The 22955-nt window shown below is 48.3% G+C and carries 25 protein-coding genes, 1 tRNA gene and 1 pseudogene; 12 read left to right on the forward strand and 15 right to left on the reverse strand.

The genetic code is table 11. From position 1 onward, the window contains the following. From ACTHS4_RS04920 to ACTHS4_RS04930, 3 genes are all read left to right on the forward strand, one after another. A tRNA-Gln gene (locus ACTHS4_RS04920) sits at window positions 1–75 on the forward strand. Window positions 76–252: 177 nt separating this feature from the next. Then, window positions 253–1236: a ribose-phosphate pyrophosphokinase gene (locus ACTHS4_RS04925; protein WP_141761492.1), complete on the forward strand. Its 984-nt coding sequence runs from the start codon at window positions 253–255 to the stop codon at window positions 1234–1236. A 65-nt stretch (window positions 1237–1301) separates the two neighbouring features. Next, complete coding sequence (locus tag ACTHS4_RS04930) at window positions 1302–1874, forward strand: 50S ribosomal protein L25/general stress protein Ctc (RefSeq protein ID WP_070826962.1); 573 nt, start codon at window positions 1302–1304, stop codon at window positions 1872–1874. A 108-nt stretch (window positions 1875–1982) separates the two neighbouring features. Here ACTHS4_RS04930 and hscB read toward each other — a convergent pair whose 3' ends face one another. Beyond that, complete coding sequence (gene hscB, locus ACTHS4_RS04935) at window positions 1983–2483, reverse strand: Fe-S protein assembly co-chaperone HscB (RefSeq protein ID WP_070826963.1); 501 nt, start codon at window positions 2481–2483, stop codon at window positions 1983–1985. 79 nt (window positions 2484–2562) lie between these two features. On the opposite strand from hscB, the pseudogene ACTHS4_RS04940 reads away from it, so the two are divergent. Then, window positions 2563–2785: pseudogene (locus ACTHS4_RS04940) on the forward strand (alternative ribosome-rescue factor A). Here the strand turns inward: ACTHS4_RS04940 and iscA are convergent. The 7 genes from iscA to iscR all read right to left on the reverse strand — a co-directional run bounded on the left by iscA (window position 2745) and on the right by iscR (window position 6538). After that, on the reverse strand, window positions 2745–3065 hold the full coding sequence (gene iscA, locus ACTHS4_RS04945) for an iron-sulfur cluster assembly protein IscA (protein ID WP_049330777.1): 321 nt from the start codon (window positions 3063–3065) through the stop codon (window positions 2745–2747). The pseudogene ACTHS4_RS04940 and the gene iscA overlap by 41 nt on opposite strands. A 69-nt stretch (window positions 3066–3134) precedes the next feature. Continuing rightward, on the reverse strand, window positions 3135–3380 hold the full coding sequence (locus ACTHS4_RS04950) for a recombinase RecA (protein WP_070826964.1): 246 nt from the start codon (window positions 3378–3380) through the stop codon (window positions 3135–3137). Window positions 3381–3488: 108 nt separating this feature from the next. Continuing rightward, window positions 3489–3875 (reverse strand): Fe-S cluster assembly scaffold IscU, encoded by a 387-nt coding sequence (gene iscU / locus ACTHS4_RS04955; RefSeq protein ID WP_003674559.1) that lies wholly within the window; start codon window positions 3873–3875, stop codon window positions 3489–3491. 68 nt (window positions 3876–3943) lie between these two features. Continuing rightward, the gene (locus ACTHS4_RS04960) at window positions 3944–4072 is read right to left on the reverse strand and encodes a hypothetical protein (RefSeq protein ID WP_004519897.1); all 129 of its coding nucleotides are present in this window, start codon (window positions 4070–4072) and stop codon (window positions 3944–3946) included. A 185-nt stretch (window positions 4073–4257) separates the two neighbouring features. Beyond that, entirely contained in the window at window positions 4258–4665 is a 408-nt protein-coding gene (locus ACTHS4_RS04965; RefSeq protein WP_070826965.1) for a hypothetical protein, read from the reverse strand. Between the two features lie 160 nt (window positions 4666–4825). After that, window positions 4826–6040, reverse strand: coding sequence for an IscS subfamily cysteine desulfurase (locus tag ACTHS4_RS04970; RefSeq protein ID WP_440365559.1), 1215 nt, complete (start codon window positions 6038–6040; stop codon window positions 4826–4828). A 51-nt stretch (window positions 6041–6091) separates the two neighbouring features. After that, window positions 6092–6538: a Fe-S cluster assembly transcriptional regulator IscR gene (iscR, locus tag ACTHS4_RS04975; RefSeq protein WP_003746476.1), complete on the reverse strand. Its 447-nt coding sequence runs from the start codon at window positions 6536–6538 to the stop codon at window positions 6092–6094. Between the two features lie 359 nt (window positions 6539–6897). Here iscR and ACTHS4_RS04980 point away from each other — a divergent pair, with 359 nt between their 5' ends. Next, window positions 6898–8070 carry an alpha-hydroxy acid oxidase gene (locus ACTHS4_RS04980; protein ID WP_070608875.1) on the forward strand — a complete coding sequence of 391 codons (1173 nt, stop codon included), beginning with the start codon at window positions 6898–6900 and terminating at the stop codon, window positions 8068–8070. Between the two features lie 61 nt (window positions 8071–8131). On the opposite strand, the gene ACTHS4_RS04985 is transcribed toward ACTHS4_RS04980, so the two are convergent. Further along, window positions 8132–9937: a protein-disulfide reductase DsbD gene (locus ACTHS4_RS04985; RefSeq protein WP_440365560.1), complete on the reverse strand. Its 1806-nt coding sequence runs from the start codon at window positions 9935–9937 to the stop codon at window positions 8132–8134. 217 nt (window positions 9938–10154) lie between these two features. After that, on the reverse strand, window positions 10155–10928 hold the full coding sequence (folE2, locus tag ACTHS4_RS04990; RefSeq protein ID WP_070826967.1) for a GTP cyclohydrolase FolE2: 774 nt from the start codon (window positions 10926–10928) through the stop codon (window positions 10155–10157). A 178-nt stretch (window positions 10929–11106) separates the two neighbouring features. On the opposite strand from folE2, the gene ACTHS4_RS04995 reads away from it, so the two are divergent. The 4 genes from ACTHS4_RS04995 to ACTHS4_RS05010 all read left to right on the forward strand — a co-directional run bounded on the left by ACTHS4_RS04995 (window position 11107) and on the right by ACTHS4_RS05010 (window position 14745). Then, on the forward strand, window positions 11107–12264 hold the full coding sequence (locus ACTHS4_RS04995) for a trans-sulfuration enzyme family protein (protein WP_070826968.1): 1158 nt from the start codon (window positions 11107–11109) through the stop codon (window positions 12262–12264). 70 nt (window positions 12265–12334) lie between these two features. After that, window positions 12335–12778 (forward strand): META domain-containing protein, encoded by a 444-nt coding sequence (locus ACTHS4_RS05000; RefSeq protein WP_070826969.1) that lies wholly within the window; start codon window positions 12335–12337, stop codon window positions 12776–12778. Between the two features lie 98 nt (window positions 12779–12876). Beyond that, window positions 12877–13656 carry a ferredoxin--NADP reductase gene (locus ACTHS4_RS05005; RefSeq protein ID WP_070826970.1) on the forward strand — a complete coding sequence of 260 codons (780 nt, stop codon included), beginning with the start codon at window positions 12877–12879 and terminating at the stop codon, window positions 13654–13656. An 81-nt stretch (window positions 13657–13737) separates the two neighbouring features. Then, window positions 13738–14745 carry an adenosine deaminase gene (locus ACTHS4_RS05010; RefSeq protein ID WP_070827012.1) on the forward strand — a complete coding sequence of 336 codons (1008 nt, stop codon included), beginning with the start codon at window positions 13738–13740 and terminating at the stop codon, window positions 14743–14745. Window positions 14746–14794: 49 nt separating this feature from the next. Here the strand turns inward: ACTHS4_RS05010 and bioB are convergent, their stop codons facing one another. After that, window positions 14795–15847 carry a biotin synthase BioB gene (bioB, locus tag ACTHS4_RS05015; RefSeq protein WP_440365561.1) on the reverse strand — a complete coding sequence of 351 codons (1053 nt, stop codon included), beginning with the start codon at window positions 15845–15847 and terminating at the stop codon, window positions 14795–14797. Window positions 15848–16064: 217 nt separating this feature from the next. Here bioB and miaA point away from each other — a divergent pair, with 217 nt between their 5' ends. The 3 genes from miaA to hpnC are packed head-to-tail and all read left to right on the forward strand — an operon-like array spanning window position 16065 to window position 18601. Further along, window positions 16065–17006, forward strand: a complete 942-nt coding sequence (gene miaA, locus ACTHS4_RS05020; protein ID WP_371460241.1) for a tRNA (adenosine(37)-N6)-dimethylallyltransferase MiaA — start codon at window positions 16065–16067, stop codon at window positions 17004–17006. Window positions 17007–17009: 3 nt separating this feature from the next. Next, on the forward strand, window positions 17010–17732 hold the full coding sequence (gene tadA, locus ACTHS4_RS05025; protein ID WP_070827014.1) for a tRNA adenosine(34) deaminase TadA: 723 nt from the start codon (window positions 17010–17012) through the stop codon (window positions 17730–17732). 53 nt (window positions 17733–17785) lie between these two features. Then, entirely contained in the window at window positions 17786–18601 is an 816-nt protein-coding gene (gene hpnC / locus ACTHS4_RS05030; protein ID WP_070827015.1) for a squalene synthase HpnC, read from the forward strand. Between the two features lie 48 nt (window positions 18602–18649). Here the strand turns inward: hpnC and htpX are convergent, their stop codons facing one another. The 4 genes from htpX to ACTHS4_RS05050 all read right to left on the reverse strand — a co-directional run bounded on the left by htpX (window position 18650) and on the right by ACTHS4_RS05050 (window position 22884). Then, window positions 18650–19489: a protease HtpX gene (gene htpX, locus ACTHS4_RS05035; protein ID WP_070827016.1), complete on the reverse strand. Its 840-nt coding sequence runs from the start codon at window positions 19487–19489 to the stop codon at window positions 18650–18652. Window positions 19490–19678: 189 nt separating this feature from the next. Continuing rightward, a complete protein-coding gene (hemF, locus tag ACTHS4_RS05040) occupies window positions 19679–20587 on the reverse strand; it encodes an oxygen-dependent coproporphyrinogen oxidase (protein WP_070827017.1) in 909 nt (302 codons plus the stop codon). Between the two features lie 196 nt (window positions 20588–20783). Continuing rightward, window positions 20784–21317, reverse strand: a complete 534-nt coding sequence (locus ACTHS4_RS05045) for a C40 family peptidase (RefSeq protein WP_070827048.1) — start codon at window positions 21315–21317, stop codon at window positions 20784–20786. Window positions 21318–21360: 43 nt separating this feature from the next. Beyond that, a complete protein-coding gene (locus ACTHS4_RS05050) occupies window positions 21361–22884 on the reverse strand; it encodes a phospholipase D family protein (RefSeq protein ID WP_070827018.1) in 1524 nt (507 codons plus the stop codon). Between the last annotated feature and the right edge of the window lie 71 nt (window positions 22885–22955).

Consider the following 22955-nt stretch of genomic DNA (forward strand, 5'->3'; position numbering starts at 1 on the left):
GGGGAGTCGTCAAGCGGTTAAGACACTGGATTTTGATTCCAGCATGCGAAGGTTCGAATCCTTCCTCCCCAGCCAAATAAAAGCGTGTAAGTTTTCTTACACGCTTTTTTACGCTAAGAGCAAAATAACGCTGAAAAACTTTTTTTTACCCGTTTTTACGAGTATAATCGCATAAATTAGTGTCTTAGACATGGGGCAAAGGGAAGCGTAATGTTTTCTGAGCGTAAATCGAATTTAGAATCAGGTGAAGATATGGCTGCTTATGACAGTTTAATGGTGTTTACCGGTAATGCAAATCCGGAATTGGCGCAACGTGTTGTCAAACATTTGGATATTTCACTCGGTGAAGCCACCGTTTCCAAATTCTCTGATGGTGAAGTAGCCATTGAATTGTTGGAAAATGTGCGTGGTCGCGATGTGTTTATTTTGCAACCTACCTGCGCGCCAACCAATGACAACCTGATGGAAATTTTGACTATGGCCGATGCACTCAAACGTGCTTCTGCCGGTCGTATTACTGCCGCAATTCCTTACTTTGGTTATGCGCGTCAGGATCGCCGTCCTCGCTCTGTTCGTGTACCGATTTCTGCTAAATTGGTAGCGAATATGTTGTACTCAGCCGGTATTGACCGCGTATTGACTGTTGACTTGCATGCCGACCAAATCCAAGGTTTCTTCGATATTCCGGTAGATAATATTTACGCTACCCCGATTTTGTTGAACGATATTAAACAACAGCGCATTGAGAACCTGACTGTTGTCAGCCCTGACATTGGTGGTGTTGTACGTGCACGTGCTGTTGCTAAATCTTTAAATGCTGATTTGGCCATTATCGACAAACGTCGTCCTAAAGCCAACGTGGCTGAAGTGATGAACATTATTGGCGATATTCAAGGCCGTACTTGCTTGATCGTAGATGATATGATCGATACGGCAAACACCTTGTGTAAAGCAGCCGTTGCCCTGAAAGAGCGCGGTGCAGATCGTGTATTGGCATACGCCAGCCATGCAGTATTCTCCGGTGAAGCAGTGAATCGAATTGCTTCTTCCGAAATTGACCAAATAGTTGTGACAGATACCATTCCGTTGTCTGAAGCAGCTAAAAAATGTGAACGTATCCGTCAAGTTACCATTGCCGGTTTGCTGGCTGAGACGGTACGCCGTATCAGTAATGAAGAATCCGTCTCATATCTTTTCAATGAAGATGTGATGACTGGCGGCATGTTGCTGCCATAACTCGATGTCGTCTTAAGCTGGTCGCGGCCGATGACGACGATTTTATCTAAATTGGAGTATTAAACATGACTTACGAAATTCAAGCCTCTGTTCGCGAAGCCCAAGGCACTGGTGCGAGCCGCCGCCTGCGTCGCGAAGGCCAAATCCCTGGCATCCTGTACGGTGAAGGTCAAGAGCCTGTTGCTATCGTTGTAGACCACAAAACTGTATTCTACGCATTGGAAAAAGAATCTTTCCATACTGCTTTGATTAAACTGTCTTTGAACGGTGAAACTAAAGACGTTATCGTGCGTGACTTCCAAATGCACCCATTCCGTCGCGAAGTTCAACACATCGACTTCCAAGCTGTAAAAGCTGACCAAGTTGTACGTATCCGTGTTCCTCTGCACATTGTTAACGCTGAAAACTCTCAAGCTGTTAAATTGCAAGGTGGCCGCGTATCTCTGTTGAACACTTCTGTTGAAGTAGTTGCTTTGCCTGCAAACATTCCTGCTTTCTTGGAGCTGGATTGTGCATCAGTAGTTGCCGGAGATATTCTGCACTTGTCAGACATCAAATTGCCAGAAGGTGTTGAAAGCGTTTCTCTGAAACGTAACGAAAACCTGGCTGTTGCTACTGTTACCGGTAAAAAACGCTAATAGGTAGTTAATATAAGAAAACCGTATCAGATAAATCTGATACGGTTTTTGTTTTGCATATAAAATCATTTGCTATAAAACTTGGGTAAATGTAATAGCATATGCACTTTATAAGAATGAAGCAATTTCATTGCGAAGTTTATTAAGAAAGCGTCCATGCCGTACCCATTGTGCGGCTGATTCATAATCCTGTTGTTCAAATGCTTGTTGTAAATCTTGATATAGGTTGCTTTGTACTTCTTGGATTTCTTGATCCAGCGCTCGGATGGCATCATGGTTTTGTTCCATTTGTGCATCCATCAATGTTTCCCGCCATTCCATCTGCTGCATGAGGAATTCTGGTGAAAACGAAGTGTGTTCAGGTGCATCAGCATCGATATTTTGGCTTTTCAAGAGATAAGCGGCTCGATCAATAGGGCTTTTTAATGTGCGGTAGGCGTCATTAATTGTAGAAGACATCATAACGGCTTGTTTCTGCTCAAAAGCTGAAGCAGAAGCAAATTTATCGGGATGAAAACGGGCAGCTAAAGCTCGATAGATCTGTTCGAGTGCTTCGGTATCAATATTGAAAGATGGCTCAAGCTGAAAGAGGTTGAAGTATTGAGACATGATATTAAAGGAAAAAATCTAAAGAAGAGGATTATTTTACGATATAATCCAGAAACTGTTTATACGAAAGGAAAACAATATGACCGGTAAGGTGCAACACAATAAAGGCAAAATACGAGACAATGCCTTAAAAGCCTTAGTCAAATCTGATTTGTTCCGACACAAAGTAGAACGAAAAAGAAAAGGCAAGGGTAGCTATAATAGGCAAGAAGCCAAAAAATGGCGGGATGGTTTTGATACTTTCTCGCCATTTTTGATATTTTAAACGTGGAAGCTCTCGCCACAGCCGCAGGAGTCTTTAACGTTTGGGTTTTCAAATTTGAAACCTTCCTGCAAGCCTTCTTTAGTGTAATCAACTTGCGTGCCGTCCAAATAAACCAAGCTTTTCGGGTCAATATAAACGCGTGCGCCGTGTTCTTCAAAAATCAGGTCATCCTCGTTCACTTCATCGACAAATTCAAGGTTGTATGCCATGCCCGAGCAGCCGCTGGTTTTCACACCCAAACGCACGCCCAAGCCTTTGCCGCGTTTAGTTAGGTAGTTGTTGATGTGTTTGGCTGCGTTTTCTGTGATGGTAATCATGCTTTTTTCCTCATTTCGCAATCATTTTCTGTTTTGCCTGCTTTTTTATTTCAGACGGCCTCTTGATTTTCAGGCCGTCTGAAAACGTTGTTTTGCCCACTCTATTGCGGCGGCAATGGCAGCTTTAGCCTGCGGACTGTTTTTCCAACAGGTTGAGCCGGTCAATTTTGCCCCTAGTTCCAAAACATCGTCCAAATCCGCTGCCGCCAGTGTGGCAACATCATCCAAACCCATTTGCTGCAAACGCTGTAATATGGTTTTACCTATGCCTTTGACAGCAAGTAGGGATTGGACTTCTTCATCGGTAAAAGGCATATCGTCTTCTTTGATTTTGCAGGTACTGGCGCACTTACTATGGCAGTTGGTGCCTATCAAGCCGATTTAGACATTAATGTCTGCAAACTAAGTATCTGGCAAACAAGATTATTTGTTTTCCTGACGTTTGCGATAGTCGGCAACGGCTGCTTTTACTGCATCTTCAGCTAAGATGGAGCAGTGGATTTTAACTGGAGGTAATTCCAACTCTTCGGCAATTTCGCTGTTTTTGATTGCCAGTGCATCGTCAAGGCTTTTGCCTTTGACCCACTCGGTGATCAGGCTGGAAGACGCGATGGCAGAACCGCAACCGTAAGTTTTGAATTTTGCATCTTCGATAATACCCTCATCGTTTACTTTGATTTGCAGACGCATTACGTCACCGCAGGCCGGTGCGCCGACCATGCCGGTACCGACAGATTCGTCGTTTTTGTCGAAAGTGCCGACGTTGCGGGGGTTTTCGTAGTGGTCGATTACTTTATCGCTGTATGCCATGATGTGGTTTCCTTTGTGTTTTTAGTGGTGTAAATGGTTTGTTTACGAATGTTCAGACGGCCTGAAGTTTAGATTTTGCACGCGCCGCCTTCGCAGCCGTCATCATTCTCTGAATCAACGCCGCCTTCTACAGTAACGCCGTCAAAATCTTCGAGCAGGTTGTCGAGATTGTCGAGGTCGAGTTCTTGTTCGTCCATGGGTCTGTATCCTTAATTTGAAGGTTGTGGCTTTTAGGTCGTCTGAAAAGGTCTTTTATGGTTTTCAGACGACTTTTTTTGTTTTTTTAATGTATAAATTGGGTAGGTTATCAGACCTAACGTTTTGAGCAAGTTTACGGTTTCGGTGGGTTCACAATTCAACCTACGCTTGCTTTTTGCAGAAATTATAACTTTCTTAAACTATCAAAATCATCTTTGTTAAACTCAATTTTCGCACTTCTCTTCACTCCATCTTTATAGAATGGTGTAATCGTGCGTCCTCTAGGTAAAGTCTCGTTTTTAATTATAAATGGAACTAGAAAAGTTCTCTCTATATCAACTTGAATATTTTCAAAATCCTTAAAGAAATCATCAAATTCTTTTTGAGTTAAAGTTTTATTATCATTTGTTAATAATGTCCCAGCTTGATAAATAACAAGCCAAATATTCGTTCCTTTCTCTTCTTCATTTTCCTTAGGTTTAATTTTGACCAGTCCGTCATCTTGTTCTCCCTCTTCAATACAATAATTTTCCAACGCAACAATTGAGTATATTCCATTATTGTATTCAAAATGCTTTTTCAAAGTTTTCATTTTAATAGTCTCCTAAGGTTAGTTAAATTAACATCAAAAATACATAAAACAATCAAAGATTAAGTAGTCTAAATTATCAACCCAATCTAAGTTTACTTGATTTGGCTTTTAGGTCGTCTGAAAAGGTCTCTTGCTATTTTCATACGACCTTTTCTCTTGATTAATGCGCCGCCCATTCAATCGAGTTCAAATCAATACCTTCTTTAAACATTTCCCACAGCGGAGACAGTTCTCGCAGTTTGCCGATTTTGGATTTGATCAGTTCTGCTGCGAATTGGACTTCTTCTTCAGTGGTCATACGGCCGAAGGTGATGCGCAGGGAAGAGTGCGCCAATTCGTCGTTGCGGCCGAGCGCGCGTAAAACGTAGCTTGGTTCAAGACTGGCAGAAGTACAGGCGGAGCCGCTGGATACGGCGAGTTCTTTAACCGCCATAATCAGGCTTTCGCCTTCGACGAAGTTGAAGCTGACGTTCAGGTTGTTCGGAGCGCGGTGTTCGAGGTCGCCGTTGATGTAGACTTCTTCGATGCCTTCGATACCTTTGAGGAAGATATCGCGCAGTTTCAAGTAGTGAGCAGTGTCTTGTGCCAATTCTTCTTTGGCAATGCGGAAGGCTTCGCCCATGCCGACGATTTGGTGGGTCGGCAATGTGCCGGAACGGAAACCGCGTTCGTGGCCGCCGCCGTGCATTTGGGCTTCGAGGCGGACGCGTGGTTTACGGCGTACATACAGGGCGCCGATGCCTTTAGGGCCGTATACTTTGTGGCCGGACATGGACAACAAATCAACTTTGGCGGCTTCAACATCGACAGGCACTTTACCGCATGCTTGTGCTGCGTCAACGTGGAAAATGATTTTGCGTTCGCGGCAGATTTCGCCAATGGCAGGAATATCTTGAACCACACCGATTTCGTTGTTTACCCACATTACGGAAACAAGGATGGTGTCTTCGCGGATGGCGGCTTTCAGTACGTCTAAATCAACCAAACCGTTTTCTTGTACGTCCAGGTAAGTCACTTCGTAACCTTGGCGTTCGAGTTCGCGCATGGTATCGAGCACGGCTTTGTGCTCGGTTTTCACAGTAATGAGGTGGTTGCCTTTGGATTTGTAGAAGTGCGCCGCGCCTTTAATGGCGAGGTTGTTGGATTCGGTCGCGCCGCTGGTAAAAACGATTTCTTTGGAGTCGGCGTTAATCAGGGCTGCAATGTCTGCGCGTGCTTTTTCTACAGCTTCTTCTGCTTCCCAGCCGAAGCTGTGGCTGTTGGAGGCTGGGTTGCCGAAAATATCGGACAGGTAGGGAATCATTTTTTCGGCAACGCGGTGGTCAACGGGAGTGGTGGCGGCGTAGTCGAGGTATACGGGGGTTTTGACGGTCATGGTTTGCTCTTTCGTTTGGTCATCTGCCTGCGGTCTTTGCCGCAAGTCGGTTTAATGAATGTGTGTAAAGGTAACGACATGACTGCTGTCGCTGCAGTTTTTTTGTTCAATGATGCTTTGCAGCGTAACGCCGCTGAGGTAATCATTGATGGTTTTGTTTAAGTTTTCCCAAAGGTCATGGGTCAGACAGGGGGCGCCGTGGTGGCAGTTTGCTTTGCTGCCGCATTGTGTGGCATCCAGTCGGTCTTCGGCTGCGGAGATGATTTGTGCAATATTGATTTGCTCGGCGGGAGCGGCAAGGATATAACCTCCGCCAGGGCCGCGTAGGCTTTCAACCAATCCGGCACGGCGCAGCTTGCTGAATAATTGTTCGAGGTAGGAGAGCGATATGCTTTGTCGTTCGCTGATGGCACTGAGTTTGACAGCGCCGGTTTGCGCGTTCATCGCCAAATCTATCATGGCGGTTACTGCAAATCGCCCTTTGGTAGTCAGTCTCATGGTGTGGTTGCCTGTGTGGGCGTTTTTATTAGTGGAGGGAATTGTCTAATATCTGAGTGTTTCAGTCAAGTATGTGGTGGCTCGGTTTGATTGTTTGTTTAAATGGTGGCATGGGTTGATTTTTAAATCGGAAAATATTTTCTTTATTTTTCTTCAATTTGAATTTAAGGCCGTCTGAAAAAAAGCTATCAACCCTACAAATATCAGGGTTAAAATGTTTTGATTTAATATTGATACTGATATAGATTATCAAAATTATTCTTAAAATTTAGTTGTTTTGATGGAGTAAAATAATGAGGTGTTTGAAATGTTCAGACGGCCTTGACCATCCATCTTTACCTTAACAGAGGCAATCGACAATGAAATGTGATTTAAGCAAAATAACCTGTATCGAAGACTTGCGCCTTGTTGCCAAACGTAAAATGCCGCGTATGTTTTATGACTATATTGACTCAGGCTCTTGGACGGAAACCACTTATCGTGAAAATACTTCGGATTTTAAAGACATCCGTTTCCGCCAAAAGGTATTGGTTAATATGGAGGGACGAAGTCTCGAAACCAAAATGATTGGGCAGGATGTGAAAATGCCGGTAGCGATTGCGCCGACCGGTTTCACGGGCATGGCGCATGCCGACGGCGAAATCTTGGCGGCACGGGCGGCGGAAAAATTTGGTATTCCGTTTACGCTGTCGACCATGTCCATTTGTTCGATTGAAGATGTAGCTGAAAACACCAGCTCGCCGTTTTGGTTTCAGCTTTATGTGATGCGCGACCGCGAGTTTATGGAGAACCTGATTAAGCGTGCGAAGGATGCCAAATGTTCGGCTTTGGTATTGACTGCCGATTTGCAGGTTTTGGGTCAGCGCCACAAAGACATTAAAAACGGCCTGTCTGCGCCGCCGAAACCGACCATCGCCAATTTAATCAATTTGGCGACTAAGCCGGAATGGTGCATGAAAATGCTGAACACGGAACGCCGCACTTTCCGCAATATTGTCGGTCATGCGAAAAACGTGGGCGATTTGTCTTCGCTGTCTTCATGGACTTCTGAACAATTCGATCCGCGCCTGAGCTGGGATGATGTGGCGCGTATTAAAGATTTGTGGGGTGGCAAGCTGATCATCAAAGGCATTATGGAACCTGAAGATGCAGAAAAGGCAGCGAAAAGCGGCGCGGATGCATTGGTCGTTTCCAATCATGGCGGCCGTCAGCTTGACGATACTGTGTCTGCCATTAAGGCTTTGCCGGATGTGGTCAGCGCGGTGGGCAGCGACATCGAGGTTTGGATGGACAGTGGTATCCGCAGCGGTCAGGATATTTTGAAGGCTTGGGCTTTGGGTGCGAAAGGTACGATGATAGGCCGGGCGTTCCTGTATGGTTTGGGTGCGTATGGTGAAGAAGGCGTAACCCGTGCGCTGGAAATCCTGTATAAAGAAATGGATATTTCCATGGCGTTTACCGGTCATCGCAATATTCAAGATGTGGATTCCAGCATTTTGCGTTCTACGCGTTGGGCTCAAGATGAATTTTAATTTTTAAACATAAGAAAAGGCCGTCTGAAAATCTGTTTTCAGACGGCCTTTTTATAGACGGCTATTTCTCGTTTTTGCGATACCATTCGATGAAGGCATCGGGTTTGACGAAGCCTAATAAGGCTTCGCTATGACTACCGTCGGCGCGGACAACAAACACGCCCGGAGGGCCGAAGAGGCCGTATTCTTTCAGTAATGCCTGATGGTCGGGAGTGTTGGCGGTCACGTCGATTTGGAAGAAGCGCTGCATATCGACCGCTTCGTGTACTTGCGGTTGGTTGAGTGTGTAGGCGGCCATTTCTTTGCAGGATACGCACCAGTCGGCGTAGAAATCAATCAGCACAGGCTTGCTTGGGTCGGCTTTCAAGGCGGCATCCATAGCGGCTTTGAGTTCGCCGACATCGGTAAACATCTTGCCGTGGTCGGTTTCTTGTCCGGCTTCGGATGGTGGTACCAGCGTTAAGAAGTGGTGCAGGGCGGTGGTTTGTTTATTAAAGCTTTGCCAGCCAAACCATGAGCCGCCAATCAGCAGTAAAAAGCCCAATATGGCGGCAACTGTTTTCAGACGGCCTTTTTGTTTGCCGGATTTCGCCAAAAGCATAAGGGCGGGAACAATCATCAGCAAGGTGTAGAGGCCGACTACTGCGAAATAAGGCAGATGCGGTGTGGCAAGGTATACGGCAACGGCCAGCAGAATGAAGCCGAATGCGTATTTGATGCCGTTCATCCAGTCGCCTGCTTTAGGCAGGATATGGCCGCCGAATGTGCCGATGATGATGAGCGGCACGCCGGTGCCGAGTGCCAAAACATAAAGCGCAAGTCCGCCCAAGACGGCATCGCCGGTCTGGCCGATATAGCCCAAAGCAAATGCCAGCGGAGGTGCAACGCAAGGGCCGACAATCAGCGCGGACAAAATACCCATGATGAAGACGGAAATGATTTTGCCGCCGGAGAGTTTGTTGCTTTGGTTTTGGAAATAGGATTGGACGGAGTTGGGCAGTTGGATATTGAAGAGGCCGAACATAGACAGCGCCAGTATCACCATCAACGCGGCGGCGGCAAGTACGACCCACGGCTGTTGCAGCCATACGGTCAACAGCGCACCGGTCAAGCCGGCAATCACGCCGACCAAGGTATAGGTCAGCGCCAAGCCTTGTACATACACCATCGACAAGGTAAACGCGCGGCCTTTGCCGGCTTTTTTATCGCCCACGACAATACTGGAAACAATCGGCAGGAGCGGATACATACAGGCGGTAAAGCTTAAGCCCAAACCTGCGACAAAAAACGCCAACAGGTTGGCGTTTAAAGTATCCCAAGAGAGCTTGAAGCGGCTGCTGTCGGGATTGTTTGTAGCGGGCTGCGTGGGCATTTGACCGTCTGAAGAGGCGGACGGTTGCAAAAAGCGGTCTTTAGCAGAAACCGGCTCATCGCTTTGGGGCTGGTAAACCCCGTTGCCTTTTACGTCAAACTCAGTGTCCACAGGCGGATAACACACACCCACTTCGGCGCAGCCTTGATAAGTCAGTGTCAGTTTGTATTGCGGCGCGGCTTGTTTGTAAGGCAGGTCAACCTGTGCGGTATGGTGGTAAACCGTTTGTTTGCCGAAGAATTCGTCTTCTTTTTCTTCGCCTTTGCTGAATTTGGGTTCGCCTAGGATTTTGTCAGGATTGGTCGCTGCAACGATTTTGGACTGGTACATATAGTAGCCGTCAGCGATTTTGAACTGCACGCTGATGCCTTGGTCGGTTACATTGACTTGAGGTACAAAGGCTTGCTCAGGGGGCAGCAAATCATTGGCATCTACTGCGAATGCGAAGCTGCTCAAGCCTAAAAATGCAATGAGGAAATAAAGGAATTTTTTCATAGTATCTACGGAGATGCCGTTGAGAAACCGTCATTATAAATGATGGGAAAAACAATCGGCTTAATTTAAGTTAAAGATTACGCGAGTTGTCTAATTCTTTTGAATTATATCGGATTGCAGTTAACCGTACATGAGCGATAGTCTCATGTTATCGTTCAATTTATGCCAAAGGCCGTCTGAAATGTTCAGACGGCCTTTGTTGCTATTCGGCTTGGCTTTAAGGATAAGCGATATAAGCGTAAGCAGAATGGTTGTGTATCGATTCGAAGTTTTCGCTTTCGACGACGAATGATTCGATGCGTTTGTCTGCAATTAACACCGTGGCCACATCACGAACCATGTCTTCGACAAACTTCGGATTTTCGTACGCCTTTTCCGTTACATACTTCTCGTCAGGGCGTTTGAGCAAACCGTAGAGCTGGCAGCTTGCCTGTGCTTCAACGTAATCGATGATTTCTTCAATACCTACATCCGCGTTTGCAATCAGACTGACCGTCACATGCGAACGTTGGTTGTGCGCGCCGTATTCGGAAATTTCTTTGGAACACGGACACAATGAAGTAACCGGAACCATTACTTTCAGGCAGTGGCTGTATGTACCGTTTTTGATTTCGCCGGTCAGGGTAACATCATAGTCAAGCAGCGATTGGATGCCGGAGACAGGCGCACTTTTTTTGCGGAAAAACGGGAAGGTAACGCTGATTTTGCCGGAATGGGAATCCAACAGGGCAACCATATCGGCGGTCAGCTTGTGCAGCGTATCGAAATCCAAAGCATCGGTTTGTTTTTCCATCAGGGCGACAAAGCGCGACATATGCGTGCCTTTTTGGTCGGCAGGCAGGAAAACCGTCATGGTCAGGCGGGCGACGGTGGATTGTTCGCCTTCTTTGCTTTTGAGGGAGATTGGAAAGCGCAGGTCTTTGATGCCGACCTGATTAATCGGCAGGTTGCGTAAATCGCGGCTGGATTGCACGTCTGCAATGGCGTTCATGCGTGGTATGTCCTTCATGATAGGATTGTTGAGATGCGTGTGGAGGGAATCGGCTCGTGTCGGCCGATTTGCAAATGCGAGATTATATCACTTGCTTTATCCGCCTGCATTGATTGTTTCTATTTTTCAGATAGTGATAAAATCTTCGATTATTCACATCTATATAGGCAGAGACCAAATGAAATTCGCCACGAAAGCCATTCATTCCAGCTACGATTGCGACGAACACAACCGTGCGCTGATGCCGCCGATTTATCAAAACAGTATGTTTGCGTTGCACGAGATTGGCGAAAATGTGCCTTACCGCTACTCGCGCCTGAGCAACCCGACCCGTCAGGTATTGGAAGATACCGTTGCCGATTTGGAGCACGGTGCGGCCGGTTTTGCGTTTTCCAGCGGCATGGCGGGGATTGATGCCGTGTGGCGTACTTTCCTGCGCCCGGGCGATACCATTGTCGCTGTCGCCGATATTTACGGCGGCGCTTATGATTTATTGGTCGATGTTTATCAAAAATGGGGTGTGAACGTTGTTTTTGCCGATTTGGGCAATCCGGATAATTTGGACGAGCTGCTTAACGCACACAATGTCAAACTGGTTTGGCTGGAAACGCCGTCCAATCCGCTTTTGCGCTTGGTAGACATCAAAGCGCTCGCCGCGAAAGCCAAGGCAGCTGGTGCGCTGGTCGGTATCGACAACACCTTTGCCACGCCGTATCTGCAACAGCCGTTGGATATGGGTTGCGATTTTGTGTTCCATTCCGCTACCAAATATTTGTGCGGCCATTCGGACGTACTGATGGGCATAGTCGTTGCCAAAACCAAAGAGCTGGCGCAGCCTTTGCACGACATGATGGTGCATACCGGCGCGATTGCAGGCCCGATGGACTGCTGGCTGGTGTTGCGCGGTATTAAAACGTTGGCCTTGCGCATGAACGCCCATTGCCAAAACGCACTCGAAATCGCGCGCCGTTTGGAAGCTCATCCTGCCATTGAAAAAGTGTTCTATCCCGGCATGCCGTCTCACGAACATTACGAACTCGCCAAAGCACAAATGCCCAAAGGCATCGGCGGCGTGGTGACGGTTTACCTCAAAAACGACACGCGTGAAGCGGCCAATAGCGTGATTAAAAACATGAAACTGGTCAAAATGGCTTCCAGCCTAGGCGGCGTGGAAAGTTTGGTCAACCATTGCTATTCCCAATCCCACAGCGGCGTACCGCATGATGTGAAAATGGAAATGGGCATCAAAGTCGGCCTGCTGCGTTTCTCTGTCGGTATCGAAGATGTGGACGATATTTGGAGCGATATTTCTAAAGCATTGGATACGACTTTGTAAATAAGGCTTAAAGGTCGTCTGAAGGTGGATAGTTTTTCAGACGGTCTTTTGCAATAATTAAGGAATGAATATGAAAACATTATTCGGTGCATTGATGAGTATGGTAGTTTTGGCAGCTTGTACATCTCCTTCAGCATCTCAGCCTGAACAAGCCTCTAAAGTGCAGGTACAAACTCAACAAACGGCGCAACCTACTTTAGCCGCCAAATGGCGTGTTGTTGCTTTCAATAAATTTACTGAAAAAGATTTGGCCGGTACTGATGCCTATCTGGATTTGAGCGAGATGCCTAAGGCGTATGGCAAGATGGGGTGTAACGGTATGATGTTTCAAGCGAATGTAATCGGAGCGGGCAAAATTGATTTTGGCCATATTGCGGTAAGCATGATGCTGTGTGAAGACATGAAGCTGGAAGATGCGTTTTTGCGCAAACAAAGCGTGTGGAACTATCGTTTTGATGGTAACGATTTGATTTTGGAACAAAAAGGCATCAGTATCCGTTTGCGTCGTGAATAATCTTAAAGGCCGTCTGAAAATAAATATTTCAGACGGCCTTTTGAATCTTTATAATAAGCCCTATTTGAAACTGATACCAAATATCAAGGAAACCTATTATGGCAGCTTCTCCAGAAGCCAAGTTTACCGAAGAAAAAGTCTTGTGGATCAAACACCATACGCCCAAGCTGATGACTTTTGCCATCAGCCGTCCAGAGTCCTACCGTTTTTCGGCAGGACAGTTTTCGCGCCTTGGTTTCCGTGACGGCGAGGGCTTTATTTGGCGCGCGTATTCAGTCGTGTCTGCCGAATACGCCGATACGCTTGAGTATTTCGCGGTATTAATCGAAGGCGGCCCGATGTCGGCGCGTTTTGCCGCGATGAAAGAGGATGATACTATTTTGCTGGATAAAACGGCTACCGGTTTTCTCTTGCCCGAGCGTTTCCCCGACGGCAAAGATTTGGTTATGCTCTGCACGGGTTCCGGCATTGCGCCTTTCCTCTCCATTATCGAGCAGCCTGAAATCTGGCAGCGTTTCGACCGTTTGGTTTTGGCGCATTCCGTCTCTTACGCCGACGAGTTGATTTTCAACCAGCGCCTTGCCGATTTGAAAGAGCATCCGCTGATTGAAGAATATTTCCATAAATTCACTTTTGTTCCGGTTACCACGCGTGAGGAAACGGAAGGCGCATTGAGCGGCAAACGGATTCCCGAATTGCTGAAGAATGGCGGCTTGGAAGAAAAAGTCGGCTTCAAGTTCACCAAGGCCGATACGCGCTTTATGGTTTGCGGCAATCCGGCAATGGTCAAAGACACTTTCCAAGCGCTAATGGATTTGGGCTACGCCATGCACCGCAACCGTATCCCCGGCGAAATTATGATGGAAAATGGTTTTTAACAGATAAATGGTCAAAGGCCGTCTGAAAGTTTCAGACGGCCTTCAATATTAAATAAATATAAACCGAAAAACAGAGAAAATATGAATATCAAACAAATTATCCAAGCCCTGCCCAAAGCCGAGCTGCACGTCCATATCGAAGGGACGTTTGAGCCGGAGTTGATGTTTGAAATCGCCAAGCGCAACCATATAGCGATTCCTTATGAAAATGTCGATGCGGTACGGCAGGCTTATGATTTTCATAATCTGCAGTCGTTTTTGGATATTTATTATGCCGGTGCCGGCGTATTGTTGCACGAGGCGGATTTTTACGATTTGACCCGCGCGTATCTTAAGCGTTGCCATGAAGACAATGTCGTGCATACGGAAATATTTTTCGATCCGCAAACCCATACTGCGCGGGGTGTGGCGTTTGAAACCGTGATTAACGGCATTGTCCGTGCCTGTCGTGAAGCTGAGCAGCAATGGGGTATAAGCACGCGTTTGATTATGTGTTTCCTGCGGCATTTGTCGGAAGAAAGCGCATTTGAAACCTTAAATCAGGCTTTGCCTTATAAAGAACACATCATCGGCGTAGGCTTGGATTCGAGCGAATTGGGGCATCCGCCGTCCAAGTTTGAGCGCGTGTTTGTGCAGGCGCGGGCGGAGGGTTTGTTGACGGTGGCCCATGCCGGAGAAGAAGGACCGCCGGAATATGTTTATGAGGCTTTGGACTTACTGCATGTCCGCCGTATCGATCATGGCGTACGGGCGGAAGAAGATGAGGCCTTGATGGCGCGTTTGATTGCAGAGCAAATGCCGTTGACCGTTTGCCCGTTGAGCAATTTGAAATTGAAAGTATTTCCGGAGATGGCGAAACACAATTTGCGCCGTATGTTGCAACGCGGCGTGTTGGTAACCGTCAATTCCGATGATCCGGCGTATTTCGGCGGCTATATGAACCGCAATTTTGAAGCGCTTGCCGAGGCTTTGGATTTGAGTACGGAAGAAGTCAAAACCTTGTGCGCCAATTCGTTCCGCGCTTCGTTTTTGAGCGAGGCGGAAAAGGAAGAATGGATACGGAAGATTGAAAGTTTTCATGTTGAATAACGATAAAAGGCCGTCTGAAAAAGCTTCAGACGGCCTTTTATGATGGCGGTTAATAGTCGACTTTGATTTTAGGCGTTTCCTGAGCGGCTTTGTATTCTTCTTCCAATTCAAAGCGCAGCGGATACAAATTCAATTTTTCCATCAGCAGGCGGTCGCCGTCTTCGTCCGGATTGCCCGTAGTCAGCAGCTTGTCGCCGTAGAAAATCGAGTTTGCGCCAGCCATGAAACACATGGCCTGCATGGATTCCGGCATATTGCTGCGGCCTGCGGACAGGCGAACGTAACTGTGCGGCATGGTAATGCGCGCGACGGCGATGGTGCGGACAAATTCCGTCCAGTCCAAATCTTCGGCATCGGCCAGCGGCGTGCCTTCTACTTTGACCAACTGGTTAATCGGTACGCTTTCGGGCTGAGGATCGAGGTTGGCAAGGCTGGCAATCAGGCCGGCGCGTTCGGCGCGGGTTTCGTTCATACCGACGATGCCGCCGCAGCAGACTTTCAAACCGGCATTGCGGACTTTGCCCAAAGTATCCATGCGGTCTTCGTGTTTACGGGTGTGGATGATGTCGTTGTAGCGTTCGGGGTCGGTGTCGAGGTTGTGGTTGTAGTAGTCCAAACCGGCTTTTTTGAAGTCTTCAGCCATGCCGTCTTCGAGCATGCCGAAGGTGCCGCACACTTCCATGCCCAAGCCTTTCACCGCGCTGATGATTTCGGAAACGACAGCCACGTCTTTGGGTTTGGGGCCGCGCCATGCCGCGCCCATGCAGAAACGGCTGGCGCCGCGCGATTGGGCAATTTTGGCTTTTTCGACGATTTCGTCCACGTCCATCATCTGCTCTTTGCCCAGATTGGTGTTGTGGTGTGCCGATTGCGGGCAGTAGGCGCAGTCTTCGGGACAGCCGCCGGTTTTGATGGAGAGCAGGGTGGAAAGTTGGATTTCGCGCGGGTTGAAGTTTTGGCGGTGGATTTCGGTGGCTTGGAAAACGAGGTCGAGGAAAGGCAGTCCAAACAAAGCCTCGACATCGCATTTTTTCCAATAACGCGCAGTCGGATGCGGCTTGCGCTCGGTTTGACGGCGCAAGGCTACGGGAGATACGGTCATAGTGTGTTCTTTCGTGTTTACAGCGACGCAGTGTCGCTGACGGCTTGACTGCCGGCGCAATGACGGCAGCAGCAGGTTTGAAATCAATATAAAAGGCCGTCTGAAACGGCGCAGCAAGTGTAACGCTTTTGATAATGTAGAGCAAATGTTTCAGACGGCCTGAAATATGGTCTGCCCGGGTTTGCTATAATCGCATTTTTAATTTTTCCGTTTTCTTATGAACGCGCCCAAAGCCTTCGCCGTACTCGGCCCGACAGCCGGCGGTAAAACCGCACTGGCCTTAAATATTGCCCAATCGTTGCCGGTGGAAATCATCAGTTTGGATTCCGCGCTGGTGTATCACGGCATGGACATCGGTACGGCCAAGCCGATTGCCGAAGAGCTTGCCGCCGTACCGCATCATTTGATTGATATTATCTCGCCGCTGGAAAGTTACAGCGCGGCGGATTTTGTCGGCGACTGCGTGCGCTTGGTGAATGAAATACATGCGCGCGGTCGCTATCCGCTGATTGTCGGTGGCACAATGATGTATTTCCACGCGCTGACGGAAGGTTTGAACGATTTGCCTGGCGCAGATACGGCGGTGCGCGCACAGCTTCAGGCGGAAAAAAACGAACATGGTCTGGTAGGCCTGTATCACCGTTTGCAGGAAGTTGACCCGATTACGGCAAGCCGTCTGAAAGCCAATGACAGCCAGCGTATTGAACGCGCTTTGGAAGTCTATCTTTTGACCGGCAAGCCTTTGAGCGAACATTTCACAGAGCAGAAGCAGGCTGCGCCTTTATTGGATTTATGTACGGTTGCCCTTATCCCCGAAGAGCGCCATTTGTTACACCGTCAAATCGAAAAACGCTTTTTAAGTATGCTGGAACACGGTTTCCTCGATGAAATGCACGCCTTACGCCGCGATTATCCGCAGCTGCATGCCGATATGCCGTCTATGCGCTGCGTGGGCTACCGTCAGGCTTGGGATTATCTCGAAGGCGAAACCGATTATGACACCTTTGTCGAAAAAGGCATTGTCGCCACGCGCCAGCTTGCCAAACGCCAGTTGACCTGGTTGCGGAAAATTCCTTTGGCGCACACGTTAGATCCTTACGCAGACAGTGATTATGTTCAGGCGGCCTTAGCCTTGGCGCGTCAGCATTTTCAGGAATAATCTATGCTGAACACGCCACCACTTGCGCCTAAAACATTGGCCGCGCTAAAAGAATTGGGTATTTGTACACTGGAAGATTTACAGGAAATCGGCGCAGTCCGATCGTTTCTATTGCTGAAAGCATCGGGTTTGACCGTAACCAAAAGCACTTTGTGGCAACTGGACGCGTTGGTTTCAGGAATGGATGTCCGGCATATTTCCGAGGAGAGAAAGACGGAACTGGGCGAGGCATTGAAAAATCATCCGCCTGTTGCCGTTTTCCCTTCGCAAAGCGATACGGAAGCCTTTATGCGGCTGGCGATAGAACAGGCCAGACAATCGGCGGCATTGGGTGAGGTGCCGGTTGGCGCGGTCATCGTATATCAAGGTAAGGCAATCGCAGCGGCACACAATACCTGCATTGGCGACCACAATGTCAGCCATCATGCCGAAATCAACGCACTTGCCGCCGCAGGCAAAGCCTTGCAAAACTACCGTTTGGAAGATTGCGATGTGTACATCACATTAGAGCCTTGCTCCATGTGCGCATCTGCTTTGATACAGGCGCGGGTCGGGCGTGTGATTTATGGTGCGGCTGAAGCCAAAACCGGTGCGGCAGGCAGCGTGGTCGATTTATTTGCCGACAAACGTCTGAACAAGCATACCGCAATTTTGGGCAGCATATTGGCAGAAGAATGCCAAAGCGTATTGCAGGATTTCTTTGCGGCCAAACGTAAGGCCGTCTGAATTTCAGACGGCCTGTCAGCAAAAACATTTTATTTTAAATTTTCGGATTTCCCATGTCAGTCAATCATTACGAAAACTTCCCAGTCGGCTCCATTGTGCTGCCACGCCGTTTGCGCAAGCCGGTTCATGCCGTTTATGCTTTTGCACGGACGGCGGACGATATTGCCGACGAAGGCAATGCCGAAGCAGTCAAACGCCTGCGCCAACTGGACAAACTGAAGGCAGAGTTAGACCGCATTACACAAGGTGGGAAACCGCAAACGGCTTTGATGCAGCGTTTGTATAACGAAGCGATTGAGCCGTTTCAATTGCCGTTGCAGCCGTTTTATGATTTGCTGGCGGCGTTCAGTCAGGATGTGGTTAAAACCCGTTATGAAAACTTTGGCGAATTGATTGCCTATTGCCGTTTGTCCGCCAATCCTGTGGGGCGCATTATGCTGCATTTGTACGGGCAAACCGATGAAGTGAGCATGGCGCAAAGCGACGGCATTTGCACTGCCTTGCAGCTGATTAATTTCTGGCAGGACGTGGCGGTGGATTGGCAGAAAGGGCGCGTGTACATCCCCCAGGAAGATTTGCAGAAGTTCAAAGTTAGCGAAGAACAGATTGCGGCCGGTAAAGCCGACTTTGCTTTTCAACGATTGATGGCGCACGAGTGCCAACGTGCCTTTCAAATGCTGAAGGCCGGCTCGCCGTTGGGCAAAACCCTCAAAGGGCGAATCGGTTTTGAGCTGCGCATGATTATTGTCGGCGGCCAGTTGATTTTGCAGAAGCTGGACGGTTGCAAATATGACGTGTTTAACCAGCGGCCGCTGTTGGATAAAAAAGACTGGATGATTATCATCAAACGGGCTTTGATGAAGAAATAAAAAGAGGCCGTCTGAAATAGATGTTTCAGACGGCCTTGATGTTTTCGATTAGCGGTTTTTCAAACGGTTGATGCGGTTATCCAAAGAAGGATGGGTGCTGAACCAAGAATCTTTGGCTTCACTGGCAATGCCCATTGCCGTCATGGTTTGCGGCAAATCGCTGGGGTTGCCTTTCAAGCGTTGCAGGGCGGCAATCATTTTCGGCGCGCCCACCAGTTTTGCAGCGCCCGCATCGGCGCGGTATTCGCGTTGGCGGCTGAACCACATCACAATGATGCTAGCGAGGAAGCCGAATACGATCTGCAATACTATGCTGACCATGAAATATGTACCTTGCGAAGTGCTGCCGTCATTATTGCGCGCTACCATGCTGGAAACGATACGCGCCAAGAAGACGACAAAAGTATTCACAATACCTTGAATCAGCGTCAGCGTTACCATATCGCCGTTGCCGACGTGCGCCATTTCATGCGCTAAAACAGCTTCGACTTCATCGCGGGTCATGTGGTCGAGCAGGCCGGTGCTGACAGCGACGAGCGAGCTGTTTTTGGTTGCGCCGGTTGCAAAGGCGTTAGGCTCGGGAGAGTCGTAAATGGCTACTTCCGGCGTTTTCAGATTCCATTGGCGGGCTTGCGCTTCAACAGTTGCCAACAGCCAAGCTTCTTCTTCGCTTTGGGGTTGGTCGATGACGACGGCGCCGACCGAATGTTTGGCGATGGTTTTTGACATCAGCAGGGAGACAATCGAGCCGCTGAAGCCGACGACTGCGGAATAAGCCAACAGGCTGCCGACTTGGTCGGTACTGTTGATGCCCAAGATGGCCAAAATAACACGGATGACAACCAGAACTGCGATATTGGTTGCGATAAATAAGAAAATGCGTTTCACCGATTATTCCTTTTTAGTGTGGTTTGTGAGGTGATTTTTATATGGGCGCATTGTCTCAAAAACTCTATAGAGATGAAACAGCATGATAGGCAAAGGTATGCAAATTCAAAGCAATTGAAGCAAAGGCCGTCTGAAAAGGTAGTCTCAACCAGTGAGAATCGCTTTTCAGACGGCCTTTGATAGGTAAAACTATCTGCCGGCTTCTTCCAGCCAGTTGCGCGGTATAAGGAATTGATTGAGGCGTGCTTCGGGTGAACCTTCTTCCGGCACATATTGATACTCGAAGCGTACCAAAGGCGGCATGGACATCAAAATGCTTTCCGTACGGCCGCCGCTTTGCAGGCCGAACAGCGTGCCTCTGTCCCAAACCAAGTTAAACTCGACATAGCGTCCGCGACGGTAGAGTTGGAAATCTCGTTCACGTTCTCCATAAGGCGTGTTTTTGCGTTTGGCCACAATCGGCAGATACGCTGCGATATAGCCTTCCCCGACTGCCTTGATAAAGTTCAAGCAGGTATCGAAATCCCAACGGTTTAAATCGTCAAAAAACAGGCCGCCCACGCCGCGTGTTTCGTTACGGTGTTTCAAATAGAAATATTCGTCACACCATTGTTTGAATTCAGGATAAACCGATTCGCCAAATGGCGCGCATACGTCCCGCGCCACTGTGTGCCAATGCACGATATCTTCCTCAAAAGGATAAAACGGCGTCAAATCAAAGCCGCCGCCAAACCACCAAACCGGCTCGGCATTTTCAGGATAGGCAATAAAAAAGCGCACATTGGCATGGCTGGTTGGAACATAAGGATTTTTCGGATGAATGACCAGCGATACGCCCATGGCTTCAAACGCCGCGCCTGCCAATTCCGGACGATGGGCAGTGGCAGAAGCCGGCATTTTGGTTCCCTTTACATGCGAAAAATTTACACCAGCCTGCTCGAATACTGCGCCGTTTTTCAATACGCGGGTTTCGCCGATACCCAGTTTCCCCGTCCATGCTTCATGCACAAATTCGGCTTCGCCATCTTCTTGCTCCAACGCGGCGCAGATTTGGTTTTGCAGGGTTTTGAGGAGGGTGAGAACGGATTCTGTGTGCATGATATATCCTTGATGGTTTCGTACTTGCAAAATGACAGGGTGAAAGATGATTTAAGCTGTTGAAACTGAGTGTTATCTTTCTATTGCTTTGTTATGGGTAAATTTTGCATGGGTCTATCTGGCAACTAAGTTTTACTCATCAGCAATAGATTGAAAGGGATCGATGATGTTGCGATACCTTTCAGACGGCCTTGATTTATTCAGTAAAAAAAGTATGTGCGCCCAAATAGTTTTTTGCGTAGAACGGAGTGGAAAGTTTTTCGGTTTTGATGGTTTTACCGCTGCTGGGGGCGTGAATAAATTCGCCGTTGCCGATGTAGAGGCCGACATGGGAATATTTGTGTGCGCCGCCGGTATTGAAGAAGACAAGATCGCCGGCTTTCAATTTGCTGTCGGGAATTTTTCGGCTGGCTGCGGCCATATCGCGTGCGGTGCGTGGCAGATTGACGTTGAGGGCGTTTTTATAGACGAATTGGATCATGCCGCTACAGTCAAAGCCTGTGGCTGTGGTGCTGCCTCCCCATTTGTAGGGCGTACCGATCAGGCCTAGGCTGTGAAGCATCAATTCCTGCGAACCTTGGGTGTGGTCGATATGGGAAATGCGGACAGGTTGGATTGTTCTGGCGGTTGTTTGCGGCTTGTGGGATTTATGCTTGCCAGTGGTGCCGCAGGAGGCCAACAATAAGCAGGTGGTACAAACAAATAGGGTTTTGCAGATGAGTCGAGACATGGTGAATTCCTCCGGCTGCATGATTTTTGTTTTCAGACGGCCTCTATAATAATCCTTCTATGGGCAGGATGGACAGGATTTTTGAAGTCATCCGTTTCCAGAACTTGGCTTCGGGTTCGTGTGCGTAAGTTCGTTTTTCGCTTGGGTCATACCAGTATAGTTTGTTGTAATTGCCAAGCGTTACCTGATAGGCGTAGCTTGGGGTGGTCGTTACGAGGGTACGCTGCATTTGGCCTGCGATTTCGGGGCTTTCAATGACGACGCCCATTTCGGTATTGAGGCGTGCGGAACGTGGGTCGAGGTTGAATGAGCCGATGAAAATGCGTTTCTCGTCCACGATGAAAGTTTTGGCATGCAAGCTGGTGGCGGAGCTACCGGTCAAGCCGCGGTCTTTGGAGGTCGGAACGGCGTGGTTGGGTTGAAGCTCATAGAGTTTAACTCCGGCTTTAAGCAAGGGCTTGCGGTATTTGACGTAGCCGGAATGGACGGCGGCAACGTCGGTCGCCTGGAGGGAATTGGTCAGAACGGTAACATCCACGCCGTTGTGAATCAGCCTTTCTATGGCCTTAACGCCTGATTTTGTGGGTACAAAATAAGGGGAAACAAGGTAAACGCTTTTTTCAGGTTGCTTGAGGGCGTCTTGCAGGCGTTCGGAAATAGGCGGTTTGTGCCGGTCGCGGTCTAAGCCTTTGGCCGGGTCATCGCTGATCAGGCGTGTGCTGACACTTTGCCACTCCATAAGGTTACTCTGCATTTTTTGATAGAGGTTGGAGTGTTCGATGCTTTGACGGTAGCGGATGAGCGTTTGATTTTTATCTTGGTCGGTGTAATCAAGCTCTGCCAATCCTTTTTGCATGTTTCCCCGTTTGATGATGCTGGTCGCGTTATAGGCGGAGTGGCTTGCCCAATAGCGGTCGAAGTCTTGGGAAACTTCGGTTACTACGCGGCCTGTGGCGAGGATATCGAGGTCGGCAAAAATGGTATCGTCGTTAACCTTAAAATATTCGTCGCCGATATTGCGTCCGCCCAAAATGGTGGCACGGTTGTCGGCGGTAAACGATTTATTGTGCATTCTGCGGTTAAGTCGCGGGAAGTCGGCAACGTAGCCGAGTGCACGCCATTTTCTGAAAATAAAGGGATTAAACAGACGGACTTCGATATTGGGATGATTGTCGAGTGCAAGTAGGAGATCATCCATGCCGTTGGTGTTGTTGTCGTCCAGAAGCAAACGCACACGGACGCCGCGTTCGGCCGCGCGATGAATCAGGTTGAAGAGAAGCTTGCCGGAGATGTCGTTGTGCCAGATATAGTACTGCAAATCGAGGGTATGGTCGGCGGATTCAATCAGGGCGGCACGGGCGACAAAGGCTTCATGGGCATCGTTCAACAGATAGATATGGGAAACATCGGTCTTGGAGGATGTAGAAGGAATGCCTAATGCGCTGTCCAGCCGCGGCGTTGCAGGTATGTCAAGATAACTGCTTTGGGTGCGTTCGTCCAATGAAGGCAAAAACGCGGCGCAACCGCCCAATAGCAGGGTATAAAGAAAGGGAAGATGAAATTTCATGGGGAACCGGTACAAACAATCCCTACCTAAATGACATTTAGGCAGGGATTGAAGTGAAATTAGGTTGCTTG

The sequence above is a fragment of the Neisseria sp. P0014.S009 genome (genome assembly GCF_051958155.1).
GTDB classification, from domain to species: domain Bacteria; phylum Pseudomonadota; class Gammaproteobacteria; order Burkholderiales; family Neisseriaceae; genus Neisseria; species Neisseria flavescens_C.